The following is a 23,582-nucleotide window of genomic DNA, read 5'->3' as shown; positions in this document are numbered from 1 at the left end:
GAATGACTGAACACCGCGCGGGTTTTGCCTCGTTTGTAGGTCGACCTAACGTAGGCAAGTCGACCCTCACCAACGCATTAGTTGGCGAGAAAATCGCCATCACCAGTGCAAAACCACAGACCACGAGGCGAGCCATCCGTGGAATTGTCCATCGAGACTTCGGCCAGCTGGTTTTGGTAGACACACCAGGTCTGCACAGGCCCCGAACTCTGCTCGGGCAGCGACTAAATGATTTAGTCGAGCAAACCTTAGGCGATGTCGATGTCATTGGTTTTTGCATCCCGGCAAACGAGAAAATTGGCCCGGGTGACCAATTCATCAACGAACAGCTAAATGAGTTTCGTCGTGCAAAGTTAGTTGCCATCGTCACCAAGAGCGAGTTGGTCTCGCCCGAGGCGCTTGCTAATCAGTTATTGGCCGTTTCTGAACTGCGCGATTGGCGAGCAATTGTTCCGGTCTCAGCCGTCGCTGAAGATCAGCTCGAGGTTCTCACCAAGGTCCTAATCGACCTAATGCCTGAATCTCCAGCGCTTTATCCGCCAGAATCAATCACGGATGAAACCCTAGAGAACCGCATCTGCGAGTTGATTCGCGAGGCATCTCTTGAGGGTGTTCGTGACGAGTTGCCGCACTCGATTGCAGTAACCATTGATGAGATGTCGAAGCGCAAGGGCCAGAACCTAACCGACATCCATGCAAATATTTTTGTCGAGCGTGACAGTCAGAAGGGCATCATCATCGGCCACAAAGGTAGCCGCCTAATTGATGTAGGAAAGCGCTCAAGGCTTGAAATCGAGAAATTGATTGGTCACAAAGTGTTCTTGAGCCTAAGAGTGAAGGTTGCATCAGAGTGGCAGCGCGACCCGAAACAGCTCGGCAAACTTGGTTTCTAATCATTCTGGGTTTACTCTAAAAGTGTGTTCTCGCTCCTGCTTAGCGGCCGCAACGAGGCCTAATCCGGCCTTCCTCGTTGCGGAGCTTTTTGCTGGTCGCACATTCGCCCTAATCGGCACTAAAACTTTCGCCCAGACAGGGCACTAGGAGAGCACCATGAAAAACACCCAACAGCCATCAGGAATGCCTGTTCACAAGTATTTGCCTTTTCACGAGCAGATCACCGTTTCATTGCCTGATCGCACCTGGCCAGACCAGATCATCACCGAAGCACCTCGCTGGTGTGCTGTTGACTTGCGTGATGGCAACCAGGCACTGATCGACCCAATGAGCCCTGAGCGCAAGTTGAAGATGTTCAAGTTGCTGGTAACGATGGGCTACAAAGAGATTGAAGTTGGTTTTCCTTCGGCTAGCCAGACTGACTTTGACTTTGTGCGTCTGCTCATCGAAGAGGGTCACATTCCTTCAGATGTGACCATTCAGGTTTTGACCCAGGCACGCGATGCTCTGATTGAACGCACCTACGAGTCTCTCAAGGGCGCCAAGCAGGCCATTGTGCACTTCTACAACTCAACCTCTGTTCTGCAGCGTCGGGTTGTATTCAACCAAGACAAACAGGGCATTATGGATATCGCCCTCGCAGGAGCCCGCAAGTGTCGTTCGATGGAAGCCAGTGTTCCGGGAACCGACATCTTCTATGAGTACTCACCTGAGTCTTATACCGGCACCGAACTTGAGTACGCTGTAGAGGTTTGCAACGCGGTGATTGCTGAACTTGACCCAACCCCAGACCACAAAATGGTTATCAACCTGCCGGCAACCGTTGAAATGGCAACCCCAAATGTCTATGCAGACTCGATTGAGTGGATGAGCCGCAACATTGATCGACGCGACAGCGTTTTGATCTCATTGCACCCGCACAACGACCGTGGCACCGCTGTTGCTGCTGCCGAGTTGGGCTATTTGGCTGGTGCAGACCGAATCGAAGGTTGCTTGTTCGGCAACGGTGAGCGCACCGGCAACGTTGACCTGATCACGCTTGGAATGAACCTGTTTAGCCAGGGCGTCGACCCACACATTGACTTCAGTAACCTGGATGAAATCAAGCGCACCGTGGAATATTGCAACCAACTTGCCGTTCCTGAGCGCGCACCGTATGGTGGCGATTTGGTTTACACCGCATTCTCAGGTTCGCACCAAGATGCCATCAAGAAGGGCTTCGAACTCATGGCCAAAGAGGCTGATGAGAAGGGCGTTTCAGTTGATGACCTAGTTTGGGCAGTTCCTTATCTGCCGATTGACCCTAAAGACGTTGGTCGTTCATATGAGGCGGTCATCCGTGTTAATTCACAGTCGGGCAAGGGTGGCGTTGCTTATCTTTTGAAAACTGACCACTCACTTGATCTACCGCGAAAACTGCAGATTGAGTTCTCAAGAGTTGTTCAGAACAAGACTGATCAGTCTGGCGGAGAAGTTTCATCAGCGATGCTTTGGGATATCTTTACCGATGAGTACCTTCCGGCTCCGGCAGATCGAATTGACCTAAAGTGGGGCCGATTCGAACTCAAGAAAATGCGCACCGAGAGCGACATGAATGGTGTTGTAGATCTAAACATTATTTTGCGTGACGGTACCGGTGAACTTGAAGCTCATGGAACCGGCAATGGACCAATTTCAGCGTTCCTAAGCGTTCTAGAGCAGCAAGACGTGAAGGTTCGCCTTCTCGACTATGTTGAGCACACGCTGAGTGAGGGTGGCGACGCTATGGCCGCTGCCTACATCGAACTAGAAGTGAGTGGTCAGGTTCTTTGGGGTGTTGGAATCGACGGCGACATTTCGACCGCGTCGCTCAAGGCCGTAATTTCTGCGGTAAACCGAGCCCTTCGCGTCTAAAGCTCTGCTTTAGGCGGATACTTGCACTGTGCCTACGTACAAAGATGAAGCGGTAATTTTGCGCACCCATAAATTGGGTGAAGCAGATCGCATCGTCACAATGTTGTCTAGATACAACGGGCAAATCCGTGCTGTTGCCAAGGGAGTTAGGCGCACCGGTTCCAAATTTGGTGCGCGACTAGAACCGTTCATGGTTGTTGAAGCTCAGTTTTACGAGGGTCGTTCCTTGGATGTTGTCAACCAAGTTGAATCTATTGGCGCCTATGGTCGAGAAATCATTGCCGACTACCGCAGTTACACCGCTGCGACGGCAATGGTTGAAACCGCCGAGAAGTTGACCGGCGAAGACAGTTCGCCTCAGCAATACCTGCTATTGGTTGGCGCACTCAGGTCTTTGGCCAATGCTGACCATGATGCGTCGCTCATACTTGATTCTTATTTGCTCAGGGCATTATCGATTGCTGGTTGGGCGCCAAACTTTGTTGATTGTGCCCACTGTGGCGAACCAGGCCCTCATCAGGCCTTTGTGATGCAGCTCGGTGGCGTGGTTTGTCGTGAATGTCGCCCCGCTGGTGCCGCTGTGATTGATGAGCGCACCGGTGAATTGCTTGGTGCGCTCCTTTCGGGTGACTGGCCGGTGGCTGACGCCTCGCCAGAGTCGATTCGAGCGGCAGCTTCAGGAATTGTTTCGGCCTACAGCCAGTGGCACATTGAACGCGGGCTAAAATCTCTTCAACATGTGGAGCGAAAATGAGTGAGTTTTCACCGGTAGCTAAGCCGGAATTCGAAGTGCCTGATTTTGAGCCAAACGCAGTTCCGAAGCACATCGCGATTGTCATGGATGGAAATGGTCGCTGGGCGAATGCGCGCGGTTTGACTCGTGTAGAAGGGCACAAGGCAGGTGAGGCTGCACTCCTAGACGTCGTTGCAGGGGCCATTCAAGCAGGGGTCAAAAACCTAACCGTTTATGCGTTCTCTACCGAGAATTGGAAGCGTTCACCTGATGAAGTTCGATTCTTGATGGGCTTCAATCGAGAGGTTCTTCGCAAGCGACGCGATCAGTTGAACGCATGGGGTGTTCGAATTCGTTGGGCCGGCAGACGCCCAAAGCTTTGGCTTTCGGTGATTAGCGAGCTTAAAGCTGCCGAGAAACTGACTCGCAATAATGACACCCTAACTTTGACTATGTGCGTGAACTATGGTTCGCGAATCGAGATCACCGATGCCATAAACGCAATTACCGAAGACGTTGCCAGTGGCAAGCTCAAACCAGGTTCGGTGACTGAAAAAACCGTTCAAAAATACTTGAACACCAACTATTTGCCCGACGTCGACCTTTTTTTGAGAAGCTCGGGCGAGCAGCGGGCATCGAATTTCTTGCTATGGCAGTCGGCATATGCCGAGTTCGTCTTTCTCGACACCCTCTGGCCCGACTTCAATCGCACAACCCTGTGGCAGGCAATTGACGCCTATTCAGGCCGTGATCGACGATTTGGTGGCGCTGTCGACAAGCCAAACACTGCTTCATCAAAGTAGACTTATAACTTCGAACAAGTGCCAGGCATCCAGCTTGGGCAAGGAGTTTAAGTGGCTACCCCAAATCGTCTAGATTCAGTAATTTCACTCGCAAAGCGTCGCGGATTTGTTTTCCAGGCCGGCGAGATTTATGGCGGTAGCCGTTCAGCGTGGGACTACGGACCCCTCGGCGTGGAACTCAAAGAAAACATCAAAAAGCAGTGGTGGCGCACCATGGTTCAGAGCCGCGATGACATCGTCGGTCTTGATTCATCAGTTATTTTGCCTCGCAAGGTATGGGAGGCGTCTGGGCACGTCAAAGAGTTCTCAGACCCGCTGATCGAGTGCACCAGTTGCCACAAGCGTTTTCGTCAGGACCACCTAGAAGAGGCTTTTGAAGAGAAAAAGGGTCGCGCTCCAGAGAGCATGGCAGACATCAACTGCCCGAACTGTGGCGGCAAAGACATTTGGACTGAACCAAAGGCTTTCAACGGCTTGCTTCAGACTTTTCTTGGCCCAGTTGCCGCCGAAGAAGGCCTGCACTACCTTCGACCAGAGACCGCTCAGGGTATTTTCGTGAACTTTGCCAACGTTCTTGGCGCAGCTCGCATGAAGCCACCGTTTGGTATTGGTCAAATCGGCAAGTCTTTCCGCAACGAAATCACCCCTGGAAACTTCATTTTTAGAACTCGCGAGTTCGAACAAATGGAGATGGAATTCTTTGTTGAGCCGGGCACAGATGAGCAGTGGCATGACTACTGGATCGAACAGCGCATGAACTGGTACACCGATCTAGGAATCAACCCAGATAACCTCCGTCTATACGAGCACGCCAAAGAGAAGCTTTCTCACTATTCGAAGCGCACAGTAGACATCGAATACAAGTTTGGTTTTCCTGGCAGCGAGTTTGGTGAGCTTGAAGGCATTGCTAACCGCACCGATTTTGATTTGAGTACTCACTCTCGCGAATCTGGTTCAGACCTCAGCTACTTTGACCAGGTCAAGGGCGAGCGTTGGTTCCCATACGTAATCGAACCGGCTGCTGGTCTAACCCGTTCATTGATGGCGTTCTTGGTTGATGCCTATTCAGAAGATGAAGCGCCAAACACCAAGGGCGGTGTTGATGTTCGCACTGTATTGCGACTCGACTACCGTCTAGCGCCAGTCAAGGCAGCTGTGCTTCCGCTCTCTCGCAACGAAGACCTTTCGCCGATTGCTCGCAATTTGGCAGCTGACCTTCGTGGCCACTGGAACATCGATTTCGATGATTCAGGAGCTATCGGTCGTCGTTACCGCCGCCAGGATGAAATTGGCACTCCGTTCTGCATCACTGTCGACTTCGACACTCTAGATGACCAGGCTGTAACGGTTCGTGAGCGTGACACCATGCAGCAAGAGCGTGTTTCGCTAGACAAACTTCGTGGTTACCTAGCTTCTAAGTTGGTTTCTTAAATTCATGGATAACGGCACAAAGCCAGCGTTGCAATACGGCTCGATAGGCATCAAGACCCCCGTGGTTTTGGCACCTATGGCCGGAATCACCAACACTGCCTTTCGTCGTTTATGTCGTGAATTTGGCGGTGGGCTATTCGTATCTGAGATGGTGACCTCAAGGGCACTTGTCGAACGCACCGAGGAATCACTCAGATTGGTCGGCCACCACGAATCTGAAGACATCAGATCTGTACAGCTCTATGGCGTAGATCCAAAGACAATCGCCGAAGCTGTCACCATGTTGGTAGCTGAAGATCGCGCTGATCACATTGACTTGAACTTTGGTTGCCCAGTTCCTAAAGTGACTCGCAAGGGTGGCGGCGCAGCTCTTCCTTGGAAGCAAGATCTCTTCTCTTCAATTGTCACCGCTGCTGTAAAGGCGGCTGGAGATATTCCACTCACCGTCAAAATGCGAAAAGGCATCGATGCCGAACACCTCACCTACCTTGATGCTGGTAAAGCTGCGAGAGATGCCGGCGTAACTGCAATTGCGCTTCACGGTCGCACAGCTTCTGAGTACTACTCGGGGAACGCCGACTGGGGGAGTATTGCCGCTCTGCGTGAGGCGCTCCCGGATGTGCAGGTTCTAGGAAACGGTGACATCTGGTCAGCCGGAGACGCCATTCGAATGATGAGAGAAACCGGCGTAGACGGCGTGGTGGTCGGTCGCGGTTGCCTAGGTCGCCCTTGGCTATTCGGTGACTTGCAAGCAGCCTTTGACGAGTACCTGCGTGATCCGAATTCAAATGCCGCTATTTCACCAATTCAGCCAAACCTAGGTCAAGTGGCAGATGCTTTCAAACGTCATGCTGAATTGCTTATTGAGTTTTTCGAGTCTGAAGAGCACGCCTGTCGCGACATCCGGAAGCACGTCGCTTGGTATTTCAAGGGCTATCCGGTTGGGGGTGAGTTCCGAGCTGCACTCGCACAGGTTGAATCTTTGTCTCACATGGATGAAATCCTTGGAACGTTGGATCGAACCGAGCCTTATCCGGGCGAAGAAGCTGAGGGGCCTCGTGGTCGTCTCGGAGGTGCAAAGGTGTGTGCTCTTCCCGAGAATTGGCTTCAGTCACGCGAATTGGTTGGTAATCAACGCTCGGTCCTTCAAGATGCTGAAATCGGGGTGTCCGGAGGCTAATGAAACATCGAGTTGAGTTTGAAACTGGTTACACAGATTTCGATCGTGAGCGCTTTCTGCCCGAAGAACGAACCTCAATTGCCCGTCGCGGAGAATTTGCTAGAGACAGGGCAAGAGTTGTGCACTCTTCGGCTCTTCGTCGGCTAGGCGCAAAAACCCAGGTTTTGTCTCCATCTGGTGGCGATTTTGCACGCACCCGATTGACCCATTCACTTGAGGTTGCCCAGATCGGAAGCGAGATGGCTACCGACCTAGGCCTCAATTCCGACATCGTTGACATGGCCTGCTTGGCACACGATCTCGGGCATCCACCCTTTGGTCACAATGGTGAACGCGCCTTAAATGAATGGGCGAGTGAAATTGGCGGCTTTGAAGGCAATGCTCAAACTCTTCGGCTTATAACTCGAATTGAGCCCAAGGTTTTCGATTCCAATGGAGCCTCTTTTGGCTTGAATCTGACTCGTGCCAGCCTGGATGCGACGGTGAAGTATCCATGGACTCTTGCTGAGTCATCGGGTGCTGCTGATCACGCGATTAAATTTGGCGTTTATGAAGACGATCTGCCGGTTTTCGAATGGCTGCGCCAAGGCGCTCCTTCGCGAACCAAGAGCGCTGAAGCTCAGGTCATGGATTTCGCAGACGATGTCGCCTATTCAGTTCATGACTTTGAAGATGCCGTTGTAGCCGGTTTCGTAGACCTCTCAGTTCTAAATGATTCATCAGCCGAATCAGAATTACTTGCCAAGATTTCAGCTTGGAGTTTTGGTGCATTCAACGAGCAAGAACTAGACGCAGCGCTTGAACGACTCAAACTAATGCCTCATTGGCTAAAAAATTACTCGAGCACAGCTCAAGAGCAGGGAACACTCAAGAACCTAAGCAGTGCACTGATCGGGCGTTTCGTTAGTCAGACAACCGATGCAATCATTAGCGCTGCTGGCGAAGAGTCAATGGTTCGATACGGCATCAACATCGTCGTGCCAACATCAGTGAAACAAGAGATCGCGGTTCTCAAGGGAATCGTTTCTGCTTTTCTAATGTCACACGAATCAAGACGGCCCTTTTATGAGTGGCAGCGCGCAATTTTGGTTGAACTTTCAGATGCGCTTTTGGCGCAAAATGGCAATCACTTGGATGCCTACTGTGCCTCGGCATGGTCAAAGGTGCTTGATGAGGCTTCGCAACGACGCGTAATTGTCGACCAGGTGGCATCATTGACTGACCAGAGTGCAATTAATTTGCATCACAAACTCATCGGTTCGAAGAGCTAAGGGCGGGGGTCAACCAGATGGCTGGCAAAATCCGTGCTCGTGACATCGAAGAGGTTAAGTCACGCGTCAATATCGCCGATGTAATTGGCGAGTACGTCGCCTTGCGACCGGCTAGCGTTGGTTCGCTAAAGGGTCTTTGCCCTTTTCACGATGAAAAGTCTCCGTCGTTTAACGTAAAGCCAATGCAGGGGTTTTATCACTGCTTCGGTTGCGGTGAAGGCGGTGACGTCTATAAGTTTCTTCAGCAAATGGACTCGCTATCGTTCTACGAAGCAGTTGAAAAACTAGCCGCTCGAGTCGGATTCGCCCTCACCTACGAAGAGGGTGGTCCAAGCATTGACCAAGGCCAACGTTCACGCGTTTTAGAGGCCAACTCCGCAGCAGCTGCCTATTTTCAATCTCAATTGATGACCGACGGTGCAATTCCCGGGCGTGAATTTTTGAAAGGAAGAGGCTTCGACAAGGCTGCCTCCGAGCTTTTTGGTATTGGTTACGCACCACAGGGGTGGAACAACCTCGTTGATCACCTCGTTGCTAAGGGTTTCACCCTAGACGAACTTGTGACTGCCGGTTTGGCTACCAAGAGTGAAAAAGGCGCCTACGACAAATTTCGCGGCAGACTAATCTGGCCAATTCGTGATTCGACTTCGCAAGTAATTGGCTTTGGTGCAAGAAAACTCTATGAAGATGATCAAGGTCCAAAATATCTAAACACCAGCGATACGCTCGTGTACCACAAGTCGCAGGTTCTCTACGGAATCGATTTGGCCAAAAAAGACATCTCAAAAACTCAGCAGGTGGTTGTGGTTGAGGGTTACACAGATGTCATGGCCTGTTACCTAGCCGGTGTCACAACGGCTGTTGCAACTTGCGGAACAGCATTTGGTGACGATCACATTCGAATCATCAACCGAATGCTCTCTGCCGAAAAAGATTCACCAGCCCAGGTAATTTTCACCTTCGATCCTGATGCTGCCGGTCAAAAGGCAGCGATGCGAGCTTTTGCCGATTCAGAAAAATTCTCAGCACAAACTTTTGTAGCGGTTGGGCCAGATGGTTTAGACCCGTGCGATTTGCGAACCGAAAAGGGTGATGAAGCTGTTCTTCTAATGATCGAGAACAAGAAACCACTCTTTGAATTTGCTATTAAACAGAAGATTTCAAAATTCGATTTAGGCACTATTGAAGGCCGCGTTGGGGCGGCTCGTGCGGCGGCGCCAGTAGTTGCAGCAATTCGCGATTCAGCAATGCGCCCCGCCTACACACGCGAGTTGGCAGGTTGGGTGAATCTTGACACCAACGAAGTAGCATCCCTCGTTGATTCTGCCGGCAAAACCGTTCGCAAAGAAGCAGTCGCAGCCATCCGTGTCGATGTTTCTCCCCCGGCGCCTGATTCTGAAGGCGATTTACACGCAACTCCAAACGAGTTTTCTCGACCGAATCTTGCCGATCCGATCACTCGCTTCGAACGCCAGGTGCTAGAAGTATTAGTTCAGGTCCCATCGGGCTTTACCCCTGAACAATTGGTTCGAATCGTTAGAGATGGCTTCAGTTCCGCGGCTCACAATGCAATTCTTGAAGCAATTGGTACCAGCCTTAGCTCGCAGAATTCCTCCGATTGGTTGCGAGTGATTGCCGAATCAACTCCCGAGGCATTGCACCCGCTGTTGCGAGAGATTGCCGCTCAGGCGCTTCCGGCTCACGACCTTGACGGTTTGAATCGATATGGTCAGGGTGTAATAAATCGTGCGTTGATCAATGCGCTAGCTCACACCAAAGCCGATCTTTTAGCAGCGCTCCGCCGCGTTGACTCGGTTGCTAACCCAGATGAGAGCGCGGCTATTCAAAGGCAGCTTGTTGAACTAGAAGCCGAGCGCCGAAAGCTTCAGGTCTAGAGTGCTCAATCTAGTCGCCATTGAACCACGAAGCTTTCCTGAATATGAAGCTGCAGTTAGTGACGCCGGCGGCTCGCTGTCAAAGGTGTCGAAAGATGTGCGGGCACTTATATGGACTGACTATAGCCAGCCCAAAGCCCTTGCCGAGCTTCTTGACTCGAACCCGCAGATTGAATGGGTTCAACTTCCTTTTGCGGGCGTTGATGCGTTTTCAGCTGTAATCAACCGAGATGTTCGATTCACATCAGCCAAGGGTTCTTACCGCGAGCCGGTGGCCGAGCATGCACTCGCGCTCTCGCTTGCCCTGATGCGTGCCATTCCAGAACGCGTGCGAGCAACCAGTTGGGGCAAATCATTTGCCGTCAGCCTGTTTGATGCAAGCGTCTTGATTTATGGCGGTGGCGGTATCACCGAAGAATTGGTCAACCTGCTGGCACCGTTCCGAGCAAAAATCACAGTCCTACGCAAGCGGCCACAGCATATGGTTGGCGTTAATTCAGTTCTAGCTTCAACTGAATTACTCAGTGAACTCCCAAAGGCTGATCTGGTTGTTGTAACCGCGGCTTTAACCAGTGAAACTAGTCGTGTTTTCAACCGCCAAGCTTTCGAGGCTATGAAACCGTCGGCCTATCTGGTCAACATCGCCCGAGGCCCTTTGGTCCACACTGGTGATCTAATCGATGCGCTCTCATCCGGTGAGCTAGCCGGTGCCGCCGTGGATGTAACCGACCCTGAGCCATTACCTGAGGGGCATCCGCTTTGGCAGGCTAAAAATATTCTCATCACCCCTCACACCGCTGACACCCGAGAAATGGTTGTTCGACTTTTTTCAGATCGAATTCGCGAAAATGTTCACGCGTTTTTTGGGGGAGAGGCCCTTGTCGGTCAGGTTTCGGCTGAGCTCGGCTACTAATTTCTGTAAATCGCCGACTTGTCGCCCAAATCTTTGGTAATCTTTTCAAGTTGCAAAAACAACATTCCTCGGTAGCTCAATTGGCAGAGCAATCGGCTGTTAACCGATAGGTTCTTGGTTCGAGTCCAAGCCGGGGAGCCACTCTTTTTCGCAGATCAGGAGTTCACGTTGATACGTTGGATCCAAGGTCGCAGATGGCTCTCTTCCTCACTAATCGCACTTACTTTATTTTTAGTTTTCGGCGGAATTGATTTAATCCTTCAAGGTCCAGTAGCGGTTTTGATCGCTTCGATTTATGGGCTAACCACTCTTTTCGCGGCAAACAGACCATCACTCTCGATTTTGAGTCTTGCCATTGCGACCGCGGGATACGTTTACTTTGGTTTAGAGCCGCTCTATTCAGGAGCTATTGCCGCAGTCGCAGTCTTCATTGCAGGCGCGCTAGCCTCGCAGAAAATGGGCATTGCTCTATTGTTGTCAAACCTACTTTCGGGTTTCACTCTTGTTGGCTGGGAGGTAGCCGGCGCTACCATCGGCCAGGTCAAGTTTGGTTTCATCCTCGTGAATGAAGATTCACGCAACACAGCAATTGCTGTTTTTATCATTGCAGTCGCCGCTCTGAACATTCTTTTTTGGCTTATGGGGCGCCTAACGATTACCAACTACTTGCACGTTGGAACTCGGTTCGACCAGGCCATCACCAGCAGCACCCACTCGCTGTTATCACTTGAGGTGGCCGAACAGAATGAGCGCTTTGAGATAGCCCGCGACATCAGCGAACTCATCATTCAAAAGGTGTCGGCCGTTATTTCACAGGCTGAGGGTGCGGTTTATGCTGCCAAAGCCGATTTGAATTCTGCAACTCGTTCACTCGACAAGATCGCACAAAGTGCACGCGGAGCACACACCGAACTTCGACGTCTCTACGACATGCTCAACAAACAGCACACCGTCTCTGCTGCCCCTCCTCGCATTTCTGACTTGAATGCGCTAACCATCGCGTACCGAGAGTTCGGTTACACGGTTTCGATTACATCCGAGGGAGTGCCTTTTAGCCTCAGCGAAGGTGGCCAGTTGGCTATTTATCGCATCGTTTTTGACGCTCTTGAAAACGTGAAACAGCATTGCCCAGTTGGCACGGATGTTTCTGTCTCGTTCTCATGGGTTGAAGAGGGTCTTCAGGTGCTGGTGAAAGACAATGGCATCGAGGTCAACCGAAGACTAGATCTTTCAGTGCCGATTGAAGACAGTGGCTACACGATTGATGAAGACCTCAAGGCTTTGGTTGAGCCAATTCGCGGTGCAAGCATTACCGCAATGCGTGAGCGTGCTGATCTGTATGGCGGAAGTGTTGAAGCCACAGTGGTTCCTGGTGTCGGGTTCACACTTTCTGCTATTTTTCCGCAGCTAAGAACACTCGCGGGTTCGGCCGAAAACTAGCATGACCGAGGTTATCCGCGTTGGTTTAATAGATGGCGATGCCGACATTCGTTTCGGTCGCCGTTTGGTTATTGATTCTCAAGTCGATATGGCTGTGGTATTCGAAGACGAAGATGCACTTTCAGTACTGGAGCGCGCTACCGAGGCGCTCATTGACGTTCTTGTGATTGATCACCGGTTGAAGAGCATTGACGGCATCACTCTTCTTGGTCAATTGATTCCGAAATACATCGAGGTCAATGGTTCCATTCCGCCGATCATTCTCACTGGCCCATACTTCAGTGGTGAACTTCAGCTAGCCAGCATTTTGGCAGGAGCAACAGACTTAGTAACCCAAGATTCTGGGCCTGAGCAACTTTTGAAGGCGATTCGATCTTCACAGGCAAAAGATAATGTTCCGGATTTCAGTCAGCTTAAAGCTTTCTTGGATACTCTCCCTGAATTGCCGCCTGCTCCAATAGGGTTTCATTACAAATTGGCAGATTTAGACGATAAGCAAAAGGCCGTGCTCGAGCTTTTCGCGTGCGGCAAATCTGACAAAGAAATCTCTATAGAGCTTTCGATGGCTCAGTATCGAGTTAGAAAAACCATCGAACAGATGCTTAGCGAACTTGGTTTAGCAACCAGATCTCAGCTATTTGCGGCAGTTTATCCTTCGAGCTTGTCGTAACCAGGTAGCCAACTTAGGCCTGGTTTGCCCCAGCCGTTGTCTTCAATAATGTCTTTAGAAATCTCAGCCCACGGCTCGGCAAGTCGATCAACGTATAGCAATCCATCCAAGTGATCGAATTCGTGCTGAAAGATTCTGGCAAACCAGCCTTCGGCCTCAATTTTCACAGGCTTTTGGTCAAGGTCGACGCCCGAAATAGTGACTTGCTCGGCACGTTTTAGGGGGAATCTCTCGCCTGGAACCGAAAGGCAACCCTCTATTTCAGTGTCTTCATCAGCTGGCTCGTCCATGATTTCGCCAAGTTCTAGAACGGGGTTGATGATCACACCACGTCGTTCATTTCCTTCGTCGTCGGCATAGTCATAGGTGAAAAGGCGAAGGCCAACGCCTACCTGAGGGGCTGCTAGTCCAACACCAGGAGCTTCATCCATGGTTTCAAACATGTCTTGAACGAGTTCGCGCAATTCGTCGTCAAAATTAGTGACTTCTTTTGCTCGGGTGTGAAGCACTGGTTCGCCAGTGATGCAGATTCTTCGAATGGTCATGAAACAAATTTACCTTTCTGGTTCCCTCTGATTTGCAGCCTTGCGAGATAGGCTCGAATTGCTTACCTAAGGGGATTAATGACCACCGGCTTCGATTTGCGAATTATCGCGATTGCATTGGCAGTTCTTGGTGCGGTAGCCCTATCTTTTGGAACTCAGTTTCAAAACGATGCTGTGGTTTCGAGAAATAAACCAAAGGTTCAAGGTCGCGGATCGCTCAGTTTCAAGCAGCTCATCGCTCTCCTTGCGCATCCAAAATGGTGGTCGGGCACCGTGGTTATGGGTGTGGCAATCTTGCTTCAGCTGGCCTCACTCTCACTTGCGCCTCTGATTGTGGTTCAGCCCATTGGGGCTATTGCACTGGTTATAACCTCAGTTCTCAACGCCAAGGTGACCAAAACCAAGCTGAATCGAGCAACCATCTTTGCCGTTGTGCTCTGCACCACGGGTATCGCTGCTTTTGTGGCTATGGCTTCGGGCACGGCAGCTGAGAACGAGCTCACTGATGACCGATTGCGCGAAGTGCTCGGCGTTCTTGGCGCCATCCTTGCGATTTTCAGCGCGCTGTTCTTCACTCTGGGTAAACGCATGAAGGCGCTCTCATACGTCATCGGTGCCGGAGTGCTCTATGGCTTTGTTGCAACTCTGGCCAAGGTGGTCATTCAACGCGTGCTGCAGAACCAGTTCGAATGGCTCACAGTCTTTTGTCTCATTGCCTTACTTGGTGCAGTTGCACTCGGTGGCTGGTTTGTTCAGAACGCCTATTCGTCTGGTCCACCAGATCTAGTAATTGCCGGCCTTACCGTGATTGACCCACTCGTAGCAGTGACTATCGCCATCGTGATCTTGGGTGAAGCGCAGCAGGCCTCTGCTTTGACTATGTTTGGGTTTGCCCTAAGCGGGGTAGTCGCGGTGGTTGGCGTGTATCTCATCTCAAAGGTTCATCCCGAGGTAGTCGGTAAAAAGCACAATTAGCAACAAACTCGGATGTTTTAGACCACGACTGGCTAAAATTGAGGGGTGGGCGTTAGTCCCGAGATTCATTTTTCTTATAAGAGGTAAACCTTGGCATCTGCCCCCGGCTCTTCCAAAAAGCTAACCATCGTCATCGGCTGCGACACTTTTCCGCCTGACATCAATGGTGCTGCTCGCTTTGCCGAGCGTCTTGCCGGCGGGTTAGCGCGACGCGGTCACGACGTGCACATTGTTGCACCGGCCTTCAGCGATAAGCACGGATCTTTCATCGAAGAACACGATGGTTCAACGATGACCGTTCACCGCATCAAGAGTTTCCGCATTCCTCAGCACAAAACTTTGCGCTACATCTGGCCTTTCACGCTCAAGCGCAAGACAGATCAAATTCTCAAGGATGTTAAGCCTGACGCAGTGCACATTCAGTCGCACTTGATTGTCGGCCGATATCTAGTTAAGAGCGCTAAGCAGCAGGGCATTCGCTTGCTGGCGACCAACCACATCATGCCTGAGAACCTCATCAAGTACTCATTCATCCCAGGTTGGTTCCAGAAAACCGCGATGAAGATGGCCTGGGCCGATGCTGGTCGCGTGCTTTCACAGGTTGACGCAATCACGACCCCAACTCGTCGTGCAGCGAATTTGCTTGAAGAAGCTGCTGGAGTTTCTGGTGTCTTGGCTATTTCGTGTGGCATCGACGCCTCTAAATTCGCCAACACTTCACCAACCTCAAATGAAATCCCGCGCGTTTTGTTCTTGGGTCGACTCGACTTCGAAAAGCACATTCACAACTTGCTCAAGGCAGTTGCGATGTTGCCTAAGAAACTGAACACCCAGGTTGAGATTGTTGGTGACGGTGGTGAGCGCAAGTACCTTGAAAATCTTGCTCTCGAACTTGGCATTGCTAAAAACGTGAAGTTCTTGGGTCACGTGTCTGAGGCTGAACTGCCAAAGGCCTACGAGCGCGCGACCCTGTTTGCCATGCCTTCTATTGCTGAGCTGCAGAGCATCGCAACCATGGAGGCTATGGCCTCAGGTCGCCCAGTAGTTGCTGCAGATGCAATGGCGCTGCCGCACCTGGTTCACGACGGTGACAATGGTTACCTGTTTGAGCCAGATAACGTGGTTCAATTCAGTGAGAAACTGTCAGCAATTTTGACTGCGGATCAAGCAGAACTCGACCGTTTGTCTGAAAACTCACTTCACTTGATTCAGGCGCACGACATAGAGCGCACACTCACAATTTTCGAGGCGCTTTATCGAGGCGACCAAGACGAGAAGAACACCTCTGACGACAACGATGAAGAGTACCTAAAGCCGATTGGTTTGCTTCCAGAAGCACTGCACAATCGAGTTGTGGCTCTGCGCGAGCGTTCTCAAGCGCTGAGAGAATCAGCTGGTGAAGTTCGTGAAGAGGTTCGTGAAAAGCTTGAAGACATCCGTGATGAGGTCGTTGAACTCACCAAGGCTGTAAATAGCAAGGTTAAAAAGACTGCAAAGAAGACAGCCCGAAAGGCTAAATCGGCAGTCAAGAATGCTACCGAGCGTCTTCGTAACGAAGACTAAAAAGCATTCCGGCAAGGGGAGTTAGCTCAGCCGGTTAGAGCAGCGGACTCATAATCCGTCGGTCACGGGTTCAAGTCCCGTACTCCCTACTAAGGCATCAAATGGAACGGGACTTAGAAAACCGCCTGAAGAGTCAATTGCTTGCAGGTGAGTATTACTCTTTACTGAGTAGGAAATTTATCAAGGTGGCTGAATGAGTAAGAAGACCAACGACGAGATAGTCGTCGTTCCGCTGCGTCATCCGTGGCGTTGGGTTTCAGCAGGTTTGTTGGTGTTGGTTCTGGGTGCTTTTGTTTACTCATTGTGGGCTTCACCAAACATCAATCACAGCATTATTGATCAGTACCTATTTAGCCCAAAGGTAATGATGGCTGCGGTTTTGACCGTTGTGCTGACTATCGTGGCTATGTTCTTTGGAACAGTTCTGGCAATCATTTTTGCCGTGATGAACCTTTCGAAAAATCCAGTTCTTCGCTGGGTTGCTAAGGGTTACGTGGGTTTCTTTAGAGGCACGCCACTTTTGCTTCAGATTGTGTTCTGGGGTTACCTAGGCATCATCTACCCTCGCATCGAGGTCATTGTTCCATTTACCGACATCGTTCTCTTCTCAGAGGCAACTAGCAATGTATTCACCGCGATTGTGGCCGGTTTGATTGCACTTTCTCTAAATGAAGGTGCTTATGCCGCTGAGATCGTGCGAGCTGGCATTTTGTCTGTCGATTCAGGCCAGGCAGAAGCTGCTAAGTCACTCGGCATGAGTTCCGGCTACACCCTCCGCAGAATCGTTCTGCCACAGGCCATGCGCGTCATCATTCCACCAATGGGCAACGAGTTCATCTCGATGCTCAAGAGCACCTCGTTGCTTCAGGTAGTAGCCGTCATGGAGCTTTATGCCCGCACCTCGCAGATTTCGTCGCAGAACCTAGCCCAGGTTGAGCTCTTGGTTGTAGCTGGCTTCTGGTACTTGGTGATGACTGGCATTCTCTCGATTCCACAGAGCTACCTTGAGAAGAAGTTTGGCCGCGGTTTCAACCCAGCAGAACAGAAATCTCGTTGGCTCAAATTCTCTGCAAAGGTGAACGCATGAACCAGTTGCCGATGGTCGATGCACGTGGCATCCACAAGTCTTTTGGCTCGAATGAGGTTCTAAAGGGCATCGATCTCACCGTAAATCGCGGCGAAGTTCTTTGTCTTCTTGGCCCATCGGGTTCAGGAAAATCAACTTTCTTGCGTTGCATCAATCACCTCGAAACCATTAGTGGTGGGCGATTGTTTGTTGACGGTGAGTTGATCGGTTTTCATGAACGCGACGGCGTCTTGTATGAGATGAAGCCGACTGACATCGCTCAACAGCGTCGCGAAATCGGCATGGTCTTTCAGCGATTCAACCTGTTTCCGCACCTAACGGCTCTCGAAAACGTAATCGAGGCGCCAATGGGTGTTAAAGGTCTGTCTAAAGAGCAGGCAGTTTCAAAAGCACGCGAGGTGCTTGCATCGGTGGGGTTGGCTGAAAAAGCAGATGCTTACCCGTCGCAGCTCTCAGGTGGTCAGCAGCAGCGAGTTGCAATCGCAAGAGCGCTTGCCATGGAGCCAAAGCTTATGTTGTTTGATGAGCCGACCTCAGCACTAGACCCTGAATTGGTTGGCGACGTTCTTGATGTCATGCGCAAGTTGGCTCAGAGCGGAATGACCATGATTGTGGTTACTCACGAAATGGGCTTCGCTCGCGAAGTAGCCGACCAGGTAGTTTTCATGGATCAAGGTGTCGTAGTCGAGGCTGGTGCCCCAAGCGAAGTTCTAGACAACCCAAAGAATGCACGAACCCAGGCATTTCTTCGAAGCGTCATCTAGTAATCACCGATAATTCCAATCGAAACGCTACTGTTTCGGTCTGGTAAACATTGCCCGGATTAGCCTCGCTAAATTCGTGTCTCCTTTAGGCTTAAGTCACATCCCAGTTTTTACTAAGGAGACCTATGTCTATTTCAAAAATCACCGGATTGGCAGTTGTTGCTGGTCTAGGTATTTTCGCACTTACCGGTTGCGCAGCTGCGGCTCCGGCTCCATCAGCATCGACCAACACCATCGCAATCGATGAGGCTGCAGCAGCATTGCTGCCAGACGAATTCAAAGATGGCATCTCGGTTGCCAGCGACATTCCTTACGCTCCAATGGAGCTTTTTGATGACAACGACAATGTAACCGGCTTTGACTACGACCTTTCAGTTGCAATTGGCCAGAAGCTTGGCGTCGAGTTGTCTTTTGAAGACCAAGACTGGGATGGAATCATTCCTTCACTGCAGTCTGGCGCGCACGACATCATCATGTCTGGCATGAACGACACCCTTGAGCGTCAGCAGGTTCTTGACTTCGTTGACTACTTCTCAGCAGGTTTCGCAGTTGTTGTTGCCGAGGGTAACCCAGAAGGTATCGCAAACTTCGCTGACCTTTGTGGCAAGACTGTTGCGATTCAGACAGCAACCGCTCAGATTGACCTAATCAACGCTGTTAACGCAGATGTTTGTTCAGACGCAATCGCTGTACTTGAGTTCCCAGACGACAACGCAGCTCAGAACGCGATTCGTGCGGGCAAGGCAGTTGCTGGCGTAAACGACGGTCAGGTTGCGGCTTACACCGCTCAGACCGCTGGCGAGGGCAAGTACTTCGACCTAGTTGCTCCAACTGACTCACCTGAGGGCTATACATCAGCTCTAACCGGCGTTGGCGTTCTTAAGGCAAACACTGGCCTAACCTCAGCTATTCAGGCAGCTATTCAGTCTCTAATCGATGACGGTACCTATGCTGAGCTTTTGGCAAAGTGGAACCTTTCACCATTTGCTGTAACTGAAGCAACCATCAACGGCACCAAATAATTTTCAAAAGGATTTGCGGGAACATGCTTCGGCGTGTTCCCGCTTTCTTTTTATCTGAAAGAATTGTGCTGTGAACCAACCGCTAACTATTACTGAAGTCACATCTGTTGCAGATGCAGAGGCGGTTTCGTCTTTTTTCAACAGCGTTTGGGCTGACGGCGACGAAGTTGTACCGTTTGATCTGATTCTGGCCGCGATTCACGTTGGTGCTTATTGTGTTCTCGCGAAGCGGGAGGATGTCGTAGTTGGCGCATCATTTGGTTTTTTAGGGACGCATAAAGGCGCTAGCATTATGCATTCTCACGTAACCGCATCAACACAGCCAGGCGTTGGTTATGCGATCAAGATGCATCAGCACGGCTGGGCCACCTCTCGAGCCATTTCAGCAATCACCTGGACCTTCGACCCACTGGTGCGACGCAATTGCTATTTCAACTTTGTGAAACTTGGCGCTACGGCTATTGAATATTTGCCAAATTTCTATGGTGCAATGACCGACTCGATCAACAAAGGGGATGTTTCAGACCGTCTATTTGCATTTTGGTCACTCACCTCGGCGCCGATTGTTAGAGCGGTTGAAGCTCAATCGATTCAGATTGCGCTGCCTGAGGACATTGAAACTCTTCGCAAGACCCAGCCTGAGTCAGCAGCCGAGTGGCGCGTGCGCATCCGTGAAGAACTTCGCCCGAAACTTGACGCTGGCTGGACGATCACCGGAATGTCAGATGATCGAACTAATTTGATTCTCACCCCACCGAAAGAGCAGGAGTAAACCTTGAAATTAGAGGCCGTAGAACTAATCAGACTGAACGTTCCGCTCAAGTCAGCGTTCCGCACTTCTTTCAGCTCGGTCAACATGCACGAGGTGGTTTGGGCTCACGCCGTCACTGATGTAGGTGAAGGTTGGGCTGAATGTGGCGCGAATGATCGCCCAGACTACTCCAGCGAGTACCACACCGGTGCTATGGCGGTTTTGCGCGAATTTATGCTTCCTGACCTGTTCAAGCTAAATAACGACCTCACAGCCGAATCTGTGGCTCCAACTCTCGAATGGATCAAAGGTCACCGCATGGCGAAAGCTGCCATCGAGACGTCATTGCTAGATGCTCAGTTGCGCTCGACCAATACTTCTTTTGCTTCATACCTTGGTGCGACCAAAGATCGCGTTCCTGCAGGTGTTTCAGTGGGAATTATGGACTCACTTGACGAACTAATGGAATACGTTCACAGTTACCTCGATCAGGGTTACATGCGCATCAAACTGAAGATCGAGCCAGGGTGGGACTACGATCCGGTCAAGTTGGTTCGAGAGACGTTTGGGCCTGATTTGCTGCTTCAGGTTGACGCAAATACCGCCTACACTCGCAACGACTTCGATTTATTGAAGCGCTTGGATGAATTCAACCTGCTGCTAATCGAGCAGCCAATCAACGAAGAAGACATGTTGGGTCACGCCAAACTGGCTGATTACATTGAAACTCCGGTCTGCTTGGATGAAACCATCATCTCGGCTGACATTGCTCGCGATGCAATCGAACTGGGCGCAGCCGAAATCATCAACATTAAGCCATCCCGCGTGGGTGGTTACCTAGAGTCGAAGAAGATTCACGACGTCTCCGTTGCTGCAGGAATTCCAGTTTGGTGCGGCGGCATGCTCGAGACCGGAATCGGACGTGCCGCAAACCTCGCGCTTGCTGCAATGCCTGGCTTCACCCTTCCGGGTGACACCTCGGCATCTTCTCGTTACTTTGAAACCGACACCACCGAGCCGTTCGTTCTGGTCGATGGCCACATTACTGTTCCTACAGGTCCTGGCATCGGCGTAGATCCGATTCCAGAAATTGTTGATCGATACGCAGTCTCACGCGAGTGGATCAAAGCATAGTGTCTCAGTTCAAAAGAAAATCCCCCTAGCTTTTGCCAGGGGGATTTTCAATAAGCGAATTAGCCTTCGTAGCTTCTAAATACGATTACGGCGTTGTGGCCACCGAAACCAAACGAGTTGCTCATTGCAAGAAGTGGCCCATCTGGAAGCTTTCTTGGTGAGGTAACTACGTCAAGAGGAATCTCAGGATCCTGACTATCCAAGTTGATTGTCGGGGGAGCAGTGCGCTCGTTCAAAGCCAGAATCGTGAAGATAGCCTCAATAGCGCCAGCGCCACCCAACAGGTGACCGGTAGAAGACTTCGTTGCAGAGATCGCAACCTTGTCTAGGTGGTCGCCAAATACTCGGCGAAGCGCGTTGTATTCTGCAATGTCACCAACCGGGGTGCTAGTTGCATGGGCATTGATGTGAATCACGTCTTCAAGTTTTGCGTCAGCCTGCTTTAGCGCAGCTAAAACCGCACGTGCTGCGCCGCTGCCCTCAGGGTCTGGTGCAGTGATGTGATACGCATCTGAGGTAACTGCGCCACCAACTAGTTCGGCATAAATCTTTGCGCCACGAGCTTTTGCGTGTGCCTCAGTCTCAATGACCAATGCGCCACCACCTTCACCCATAACAAAGCCATCGCGATCTACGTCATAAGGACGTGATGCCTTAGTAGGGTCATCGTTTCGCTTTGATAGTGCGTGCATAGACGCGAATGCCGCAATTGGCATTGGGTGAATTGCTGCCTCAGAACCACCTGCAACGACAATGTCGACTTCACCAGTGAGCAGGCGGTTCAGAGCGTTGGCAATTGCCTCGGTGCTCGAGGCACATGCTGAAACGGCAGTGCGCACGCCACCGCGTGCTGAAATCTCCATGCCGATTGCTGCAGCCGGGCCATTTGGCATCAGCATTGGCACGGTCATTGGCATTACTCGGCGAGGACCCTTTTCTTTCAGAGTGTCATACGCGTCAAGCAAGGTCCAGACGCCACCAATACCGGTGGCGAATTCAACCGCGAGACGCTCAGGCTCGACGTCTGGTGAACCAGCGTCAGCCCAAGCCTCGCGTGCCGCGATCAACGCAAACTGGCTTGATGGATCAAGGCGCTTGGCCTCCTGCGGGGTTAAAACATCCGTGGCTTTGACCTTTGCCTGGCCGGCGAAGGTAACGGGAATCTCATACCGCGCAATCCATTCCTGTTCGAGAGTCGAAATACCCGACTCTCCGGCAAGCAATGCCTGCCAGGTTGAACGCGCGTCACCACCGAGAGGCGTAGTAGCGCCAATTCCGGTGATAACGATTTTTGTAGACAATTTTTTCAGCCTTCGCCTAATTACTGAGCAGCAACGATGAAGTTAACTGCGTCACCAACGGTGATTAGGTTCTTTACTTCTTCGTCAGGGATCTTTACGCCGAACTTGTCTTCAGCGTTGACAACGATGGTCATCATTGAGATTGAGTCGATGTCTAGGTCGTCGGTGAATGACTTCTCTAGCTGAACAGCTTCGGTAGCGATACCGGTCTCTTCGTTAACGATCTCTGCAAGACCTGCAAGTACTTCGTTCTGTGAAAGTGCCATTTGTTTCTCCTTATTGGTTATTTGACCGAGTTTAAGTTTAGGGCAGGACTACTACTTGAGCCCCGAAGGCAAGGCCTGCGCCGAAGCCAATTTGCAGGGCTAGGCCACCTGATTTGACCTCACCAGACTCAAGTAGCGCGTGCATTGCCAATGGCACGGATGCTGCCGAGGTGTTTCCGGTGTAGACGATGTCACGTGCGACCACTACGTGCTCTGGAACAGCAAGTTGCTTAGCTAGTTCATCGATGATGCGGATGTTGGCCTGGTGGGTCACGATGGCAGAAAGGTCATCAGCTGTTACACCGGCTACTTCAAGAGCCTGACGAGCAACCTTAACCATCTCCCAGACCGCCCATTTGAAGACGGTTAGGCCTTCCTGGCGCAAGGTTGGCCATTGGGCGGTTCCATCGCGAAGTTCTAGAAGTGATGCAGACATGCCAACGGCATCCCAGTGTGAACCGTCTGAACCCCACACAGTCGGGCTGATTCCGGGGGTCTCAGATGGTCCAACGATTGCAGCGCCAGCGCCATCGCCCAGCAGGAACGAAATTGTGCGATCGGTTGGGTCAATGAAGTCAGATAGCTTCTCGCCGCCAACTACCAAAACATACTTAGCTACACCAGAGCGAACTAGTGCATCAGCTTGAGCGATTCCATAACAGTAGCCAGCACAAGCTGCCGAGATGTCGAAGGCTGGGGCCGGGTTTGCGCCAATCTTGTCAGCTAGCAAGGCAGCTGCCGATGGTGTTTGATGCGGGTGAGTGATGGTGCTAAAAATTACAGCGCCGATTTCAGATGGGTCAATGCCTGCTTTGGCGATTGCCTCATTTGAGGCCGATACTGCCATGTCCATGAGGCTTAGGTCTTTGCTCGCGCGGCGTCTGGTGATGATGCCGGTGCGCTGACGAATCCATTCGTCGCTTGAGTCAATTGGGCCAGCGATGTCGTCGTTGGTAACGGTCAAATCTCCGCGGGCTGCGCCAAGCGAATAGATTCGTGAGTACTTCACGGTTTCATACTGGTTCAGGGTTGGCTGTGACATGAATCCTCT

At 51.2% G+C, this 23,582-nt stretch carries 22 protein-coding genes and 2 tRNA genes; 20 read left to right on the top strand and 4 right to left on the bottom strand.

Annotated elements, in window-relative coordinates; genetic code table 11:
• Nucleotides 1-2 precede the first annotated feature (2 nt).
• From era to Q0L26_RS01320, 12 genes are all read left to right on the top strand, one after another.
• Nucleotides 3-893 carry a GTPase Era gene (gene era, locus Q0L26_RS01375; RefSeq protein WP_296646371.1) on the top strand — a complete coding sequence of 297 codons (891 nt, stop codon included), beginning with the start codon at nucleotides 3-5 and terminating at the stop codon, nucleotides 891-893.
• Nucleotides 894-1,050: 157 nt separating this feature from the next.
• Entirely contained in the window at nucleotides 1,051-2,787 is a 1,737-nt protein-coding gene (gene leuA / locus Q0L26_RS01370; protein ID WP_296646367.1) for a 2-isopropylmalate synthase, read from the top strand.
• Nucleotides 2,788-2,815: 28 nt separating this feature from the next.
• Complete coding sequence (gene recO / locus Q0L26_RS01365) at nucleotides 2,816-3,541, top strand: DNA repair protein RecO (RefSeq protein ID WP_296646365.1); 726 nt, start codon at nucleotides 2,816-2,818, stop codon at nucleotides 3,539-3,541.
• Nucleotides 3,538-4,323, top strand: coding sequence for an isoprenyl transferase (locus Q0L26_RS01360; RefSeq protein WP_296646362.1), 786 nt, complete (start codon nucleotides 3,538-3,540; stop codon nucleotides 4,321-4,323). Before recO ends, Q0L26_RS01360 begins: the two co-directional genes overlap by 4 nt.
• 51 nt (nucleotides 4,324-4,374) lie before the next feature.
• Entirely contained in the window at nucleotides 4,375-5,754 is a 1,380-nt protein-coding gene (locus Q0L26_RS01355; RefSeq protein ID WP_296646359.1) for a glycine--tRNA ligase, read from the top strand.
• Nucleotides 5,755-5,758: 4 nt separating this feature from the next.
• The gene (gene dusB, locus Q0L26_RS01350) at nucleotides 5,759-6,934 is read left to right on the top strand and encodes a tRNA dihydrouridine synthase DusB (protein WP_296646356.1); all 1,176 of its coding nucleotides are present in this window, start codon (nucleotides 5,759-5,761) and stop codon (nucleotides 6,932-6,934) included.
• A complete protein-coding gene (locus Q0L26_RS01345) occupies nucleotides 6,934-8,205 on the top strand; it encodes a deoxyguanosinetriphosphate triphosphohydrolase (protein ID WP_296646353.1) in 1,272 nt (423 codons plus the stop codon). Before dusB ends, Q0L26_RS01345 begins: the two co-directional genes overlap by 1 nt.
• A 17-nt stretch (nucleotides 8,206-8,222) precedes the next feature.
• Nucleotides 8,223-10,100, top strand: a complete 1,878-nt coding sequence (gene dnaG / locus Q0L26_RS01340) for a DNA primase (RefSeq protein ID WP_296646350.1) — start codon at nucleotides 8,223-8,225, stop codon at nucleotides 10,098-10,100.
• Between the two features lies 1 nt (nucleotide 10,101).
• Nucleotides 10,102-11,013 carry a D-isomer specific 2-hydroxyacid dehydrogenase family protein gene (locus tag Q0L26_RS01335; protein ID WP_296646348.1) on the top strand — a complete coding sequence of 304 codons (912 nt, stop codon included), beginning with the start codon at nucleotides 10,102-10,104 and terminating at the stop codon, nucleotides 11,011-11,013.
• Nucleotides 11,014-11,078: 65 nt separating this feature from the next.
• Nucleotides 11,079-11,154, top strand: a tRNA-Asn gene (locus Q0L26_RS01330).
• A 27-nt stretch (nucleotides 11,155-11,181) separates the two neighbouring features.
• A complete protein-coding gene (locus Q0L26_RS01325; protein ID WP_296646346.1) occupies nucleotides 11,182-12,453 on the top strand; it encodes a histidine kinase in 1,272 nt (423 codons plus the stop codon).
• Nucleotide 12,454: 1 nt separating this feature from the next.
• Nucleotides 12,455-13,123: a response regulator gene (locus Q0L26_RS01320; protein WP_296646344.1), complete on the top strand. Its 669-nt coding sequence runs from the start codon at nucleotides 12,455-12,457 to the stop codon at nucleotides 13,121-13,123.
• Here Q0L26_RS01320 and def read toward each other — a convergent pair.
• The gene (def, locus tag Q0L26_RS01315) at nucleotides 13,102-13,668 is read right to left on the bottom strand and encodes a peptide deformylase (RefSeq protein ID WP_296646341.1); all 567 of its coding nucleotides are present in this window, start codon (nucleotides 13,666-13,668) and stop codon (nucleotides 13,102-13,104) included. The two genes, Q0L26_RS01320 and def, sit on opposite strands and share 22 nt — an antisense overlap.
• Before the next feature lie 78 nt (nucleotides 13,669-13,746).
• Between def and Q0L26_RS01310 the strand changes: the two genes are divergently transcribed.
• From Q0L26_RS01310 to menC, 8 genes are all read left to right on the top strand, one after another.
• Nucleotides 13,747-14,643 carry a DMT family transporter gene (locus Q0L26_RS01310; protein WP_296646338.1) on the top strand — a complete coding sequence of 299 codons (897 nt, stop codon included), beginning with the start codon at nucleotides 13,747-13,749 and terminating at the stop codon, nucleotides 14,641-14,643.
• A gap of 90 nt (nucleotides 14,644-14,733) precedes the next feature.
• Nucleotides 14,734-16,206, top strand: coding sequence for a glycosyltransferase (locus Q0L26_RS01305; protein ID WP_296646335.1), 1,473 nt, complete (start codon nucleotides 14,734-14,736; stop codon nucleotides 16,204-16,206).
• 15 nt (nucleotides 16,207-16,221) lie between these two features.
• Nucleotides 16,222-16,295 (top strand) — tRNA-Ile (locus tag Q0L26_RS01300).
• A 104-nt stretch (nucleotides 16,296-16,399) separates the two neighbouring features.
• Nucleotides 16,400-17,293, top strand: coding sequence for an amino acid ABC transporter permease (locus Q0L26_RS01295; protein ID WP_296646333.1), 894 nt, complete (start codon nucleotides 16,400-16,402; stop codon nucleotides 17,291-17,293).
• Nucleotides 17,290-18,057, top strand: coding sequence for an amino acid ABC transporter ATP-binding protein (locus Q0L26_RS01290; RefSeq protein ID WP_296646330.1), 768 nt, complete (start codon nucleotides 17,290-17,292; stop codon nucleotides 18,055-18,057). Before Q0L26_RS01295 ends, Q0L26_RS01290 begins: the two co-directional genes overlap by 4 nt.
• A gap of 125 nt (nucleotides 18,058-18,182) precedes the next feature.
• Nucleotides 18,183-19,079, top strand: coding sequence for an ABC transporter substrate-binding protein (locus tag Q0L26_RS01285; protein WP_296646328.1), 897 nt, complete (start codon nucleotides 18,183-18,185; stop codon nucleotides 19,077-19,079).
• Between the two features lie 70 nt (nucleotides 19,080-19,149).
• Nucleotides 19,150-19,851 carry a GNAT family N-acetyltransferase gene (locus tag Q0L26_RS01280; RefSeq protein WP_296646325.1) on the top strand — a complete coding sequence of 234 codons (702 nt, stop codon included), beginning with the start codon at nucleotides 19,150-19,152 and terminating at the stop codon, nucleotides 19,849-19,851.
• A 3-nt stretch (nucleotides 19,852-19,854) separates the two neighbouring features.
• A complete protein-coding gene (gene menC, locus Q0L26_RS01275) occupies nucleotides 19,855-20,964 on the top strand; it encodes an o-succinylbenzoate synthase (protein WP_296646322.1) in 1,110 nt (369 codons plus the stop codon).
• A 59-nt stretch (nucleotides 20,965-21,023) separates the two neighbouring features.
• Here the strand turns inward: menC and fabF are convergent, their stop codons facing one another.
• From fabF to Q0L26_RS01260, 3 genes are read right to left on the bottom strand one after another with little or no spacing between them, the layout of a single operon-like run.
• The gene (gene fabF, locus Q0L26_RS01270) at nucleotides 21,024-22,265 is read right to left on the bottom strand and encodes a beta-ketoacyl-ACP synthase II (protein WP_296646320.1); all 1,242 of its coding nucleotides are present in this window, start codon (nucleotides 22,263-22,265) and stop codon (nucleotides 21,024-21,026) included.
• Nucleotides 22,266-22,285: 20 nt separating this feature from the next.
• Entirely contained in the window at nucleotides 22,286-22,531 is a 246-nt protein-coding gene (locus Q0L26_RS01265) for an acyl carrier protein (RefSeq protein WP_296646317.1), read from the bottom strand.
• Between the two features lie 37 nt (nucleotides 22,532-22,568).
• The gene (locus tag Q0L26_RS01260; protein ID WP_296646315.1) at nucleotides 22,569-23,573 is read right to left on the bottom strand and encodes a beta-ketoacyl-ACP synthase III; all 1,005 of its coding nucleotides are present in this window, start codon (nucleotides 23,571-23,573) and stop codon (nucleotides 22,569-22,571) included.
• Between the last annotated feature and the right edge of the window lie 9 nt (nucleotides 23,574-23,582).

It is taken from the genome of Rhodoluna sp., from assembly GCF_024641065.1.
Taxonomy (GTDB): domain Bacteria; phylum Actinomycetota; class Actinomycetes; order Actinomycetales; family Microbacteriaceae; genus Rhodoluna.
This window is presented reverse-complemented; position numbering and strand designations above follow the sequence as displayed.

Coding starts and splice junctions, on each gene's coding strand:
- Q0L26_RS01345 (WP_296646353.1), top strand. CDS start 6,934: ATGAAACATCGAGTTGAGTTTGAAACTGGTTACACAGATTTCGATCGT.
- Q0L26_RS01360 (WP_296646362.1), top strand. CDS start 3,538: ATGAGTGAGTTTTCACCGGTAGCTAAGCCGGAATTCGAAGTGCCTGAT.
- leuA (WP_296646367.1), top strand. CDS start 1,051: ATGAAAAACACCCAACAGCCATCAGGAATGCCTGTTCACAAGTATTTG.
- Q0L26_RS01260 (WP_296646315.1), bottom strand. CDS start 23,573: ATGTCACAGCCAACCCTGAACCAGTATGAAACCGTGAAGTACTCACGA.
- def (WP_296646341.1), bottom strand. CDS start 13,668: ATGACCATTCGAAGAATCTGCATCACTGGCGAACCAGTGCTTCACACC.
- Q0L26_RS01265 (WP_296646317.1), bottom strand. CDS start 22,531: ATGGCACTTTCACAGAACGAAGTACTTGCAGGTCTTGCAGAGATCGTT.
- Q0L26_RS01310 (WP_296646338.1), top strand. CDS start 13,747: ATGACCACCGGCTTCGATTTGCGAATTATCGCGATTGCATTGGCAGTT.
- dnaG (WP_296646350.1), top strand. CDS start 8,223: ATGGCTGGCAAAATCCGTGCTCGTGACATCGAAGAGGTTAAGTCACGC.
- era (WP_296646371.1), top strand. CDS start 3: ATGACTGAACACCGCGCGGGTTTTGCCTCGTTTGTAGGTCGACCTAAC.
- Q0L26_RS01295 (WP_296646333.1), top strand. CDS start 16,400: ATGAGTAAGAAGACCAACGACGAGATAGTCGTCGTTCCGCTGCGTCAT.
- Q0L26_RS01320 (WP_296646344.1), top strand. CDS start 12,455: ATGACCGAGGTTATCCGCGTTGGTTTAATAGATGGCGATGCCGACATT.
- dusB (WP_296646356.1), top strand. CDS start 5,759: ATGGATAACGGCACAAAGCCAGCGTTGCAATACGGCTCGATAGGCATC.
- Q0L26_RS01285 (WP_296646328.1), top strand. CDS start 18,183: ATGTCTATTTCAAAAATCACCGGATTGGCAGTTGTTGCTGGTCTAGGT.
- Q0L26_RS01290 (WP_296646330.1), top strand. CDS start 17,290: ATGAACCAGTTGCCGATGGTCGATGCACGTGGCATCCACAAGTCTTTT.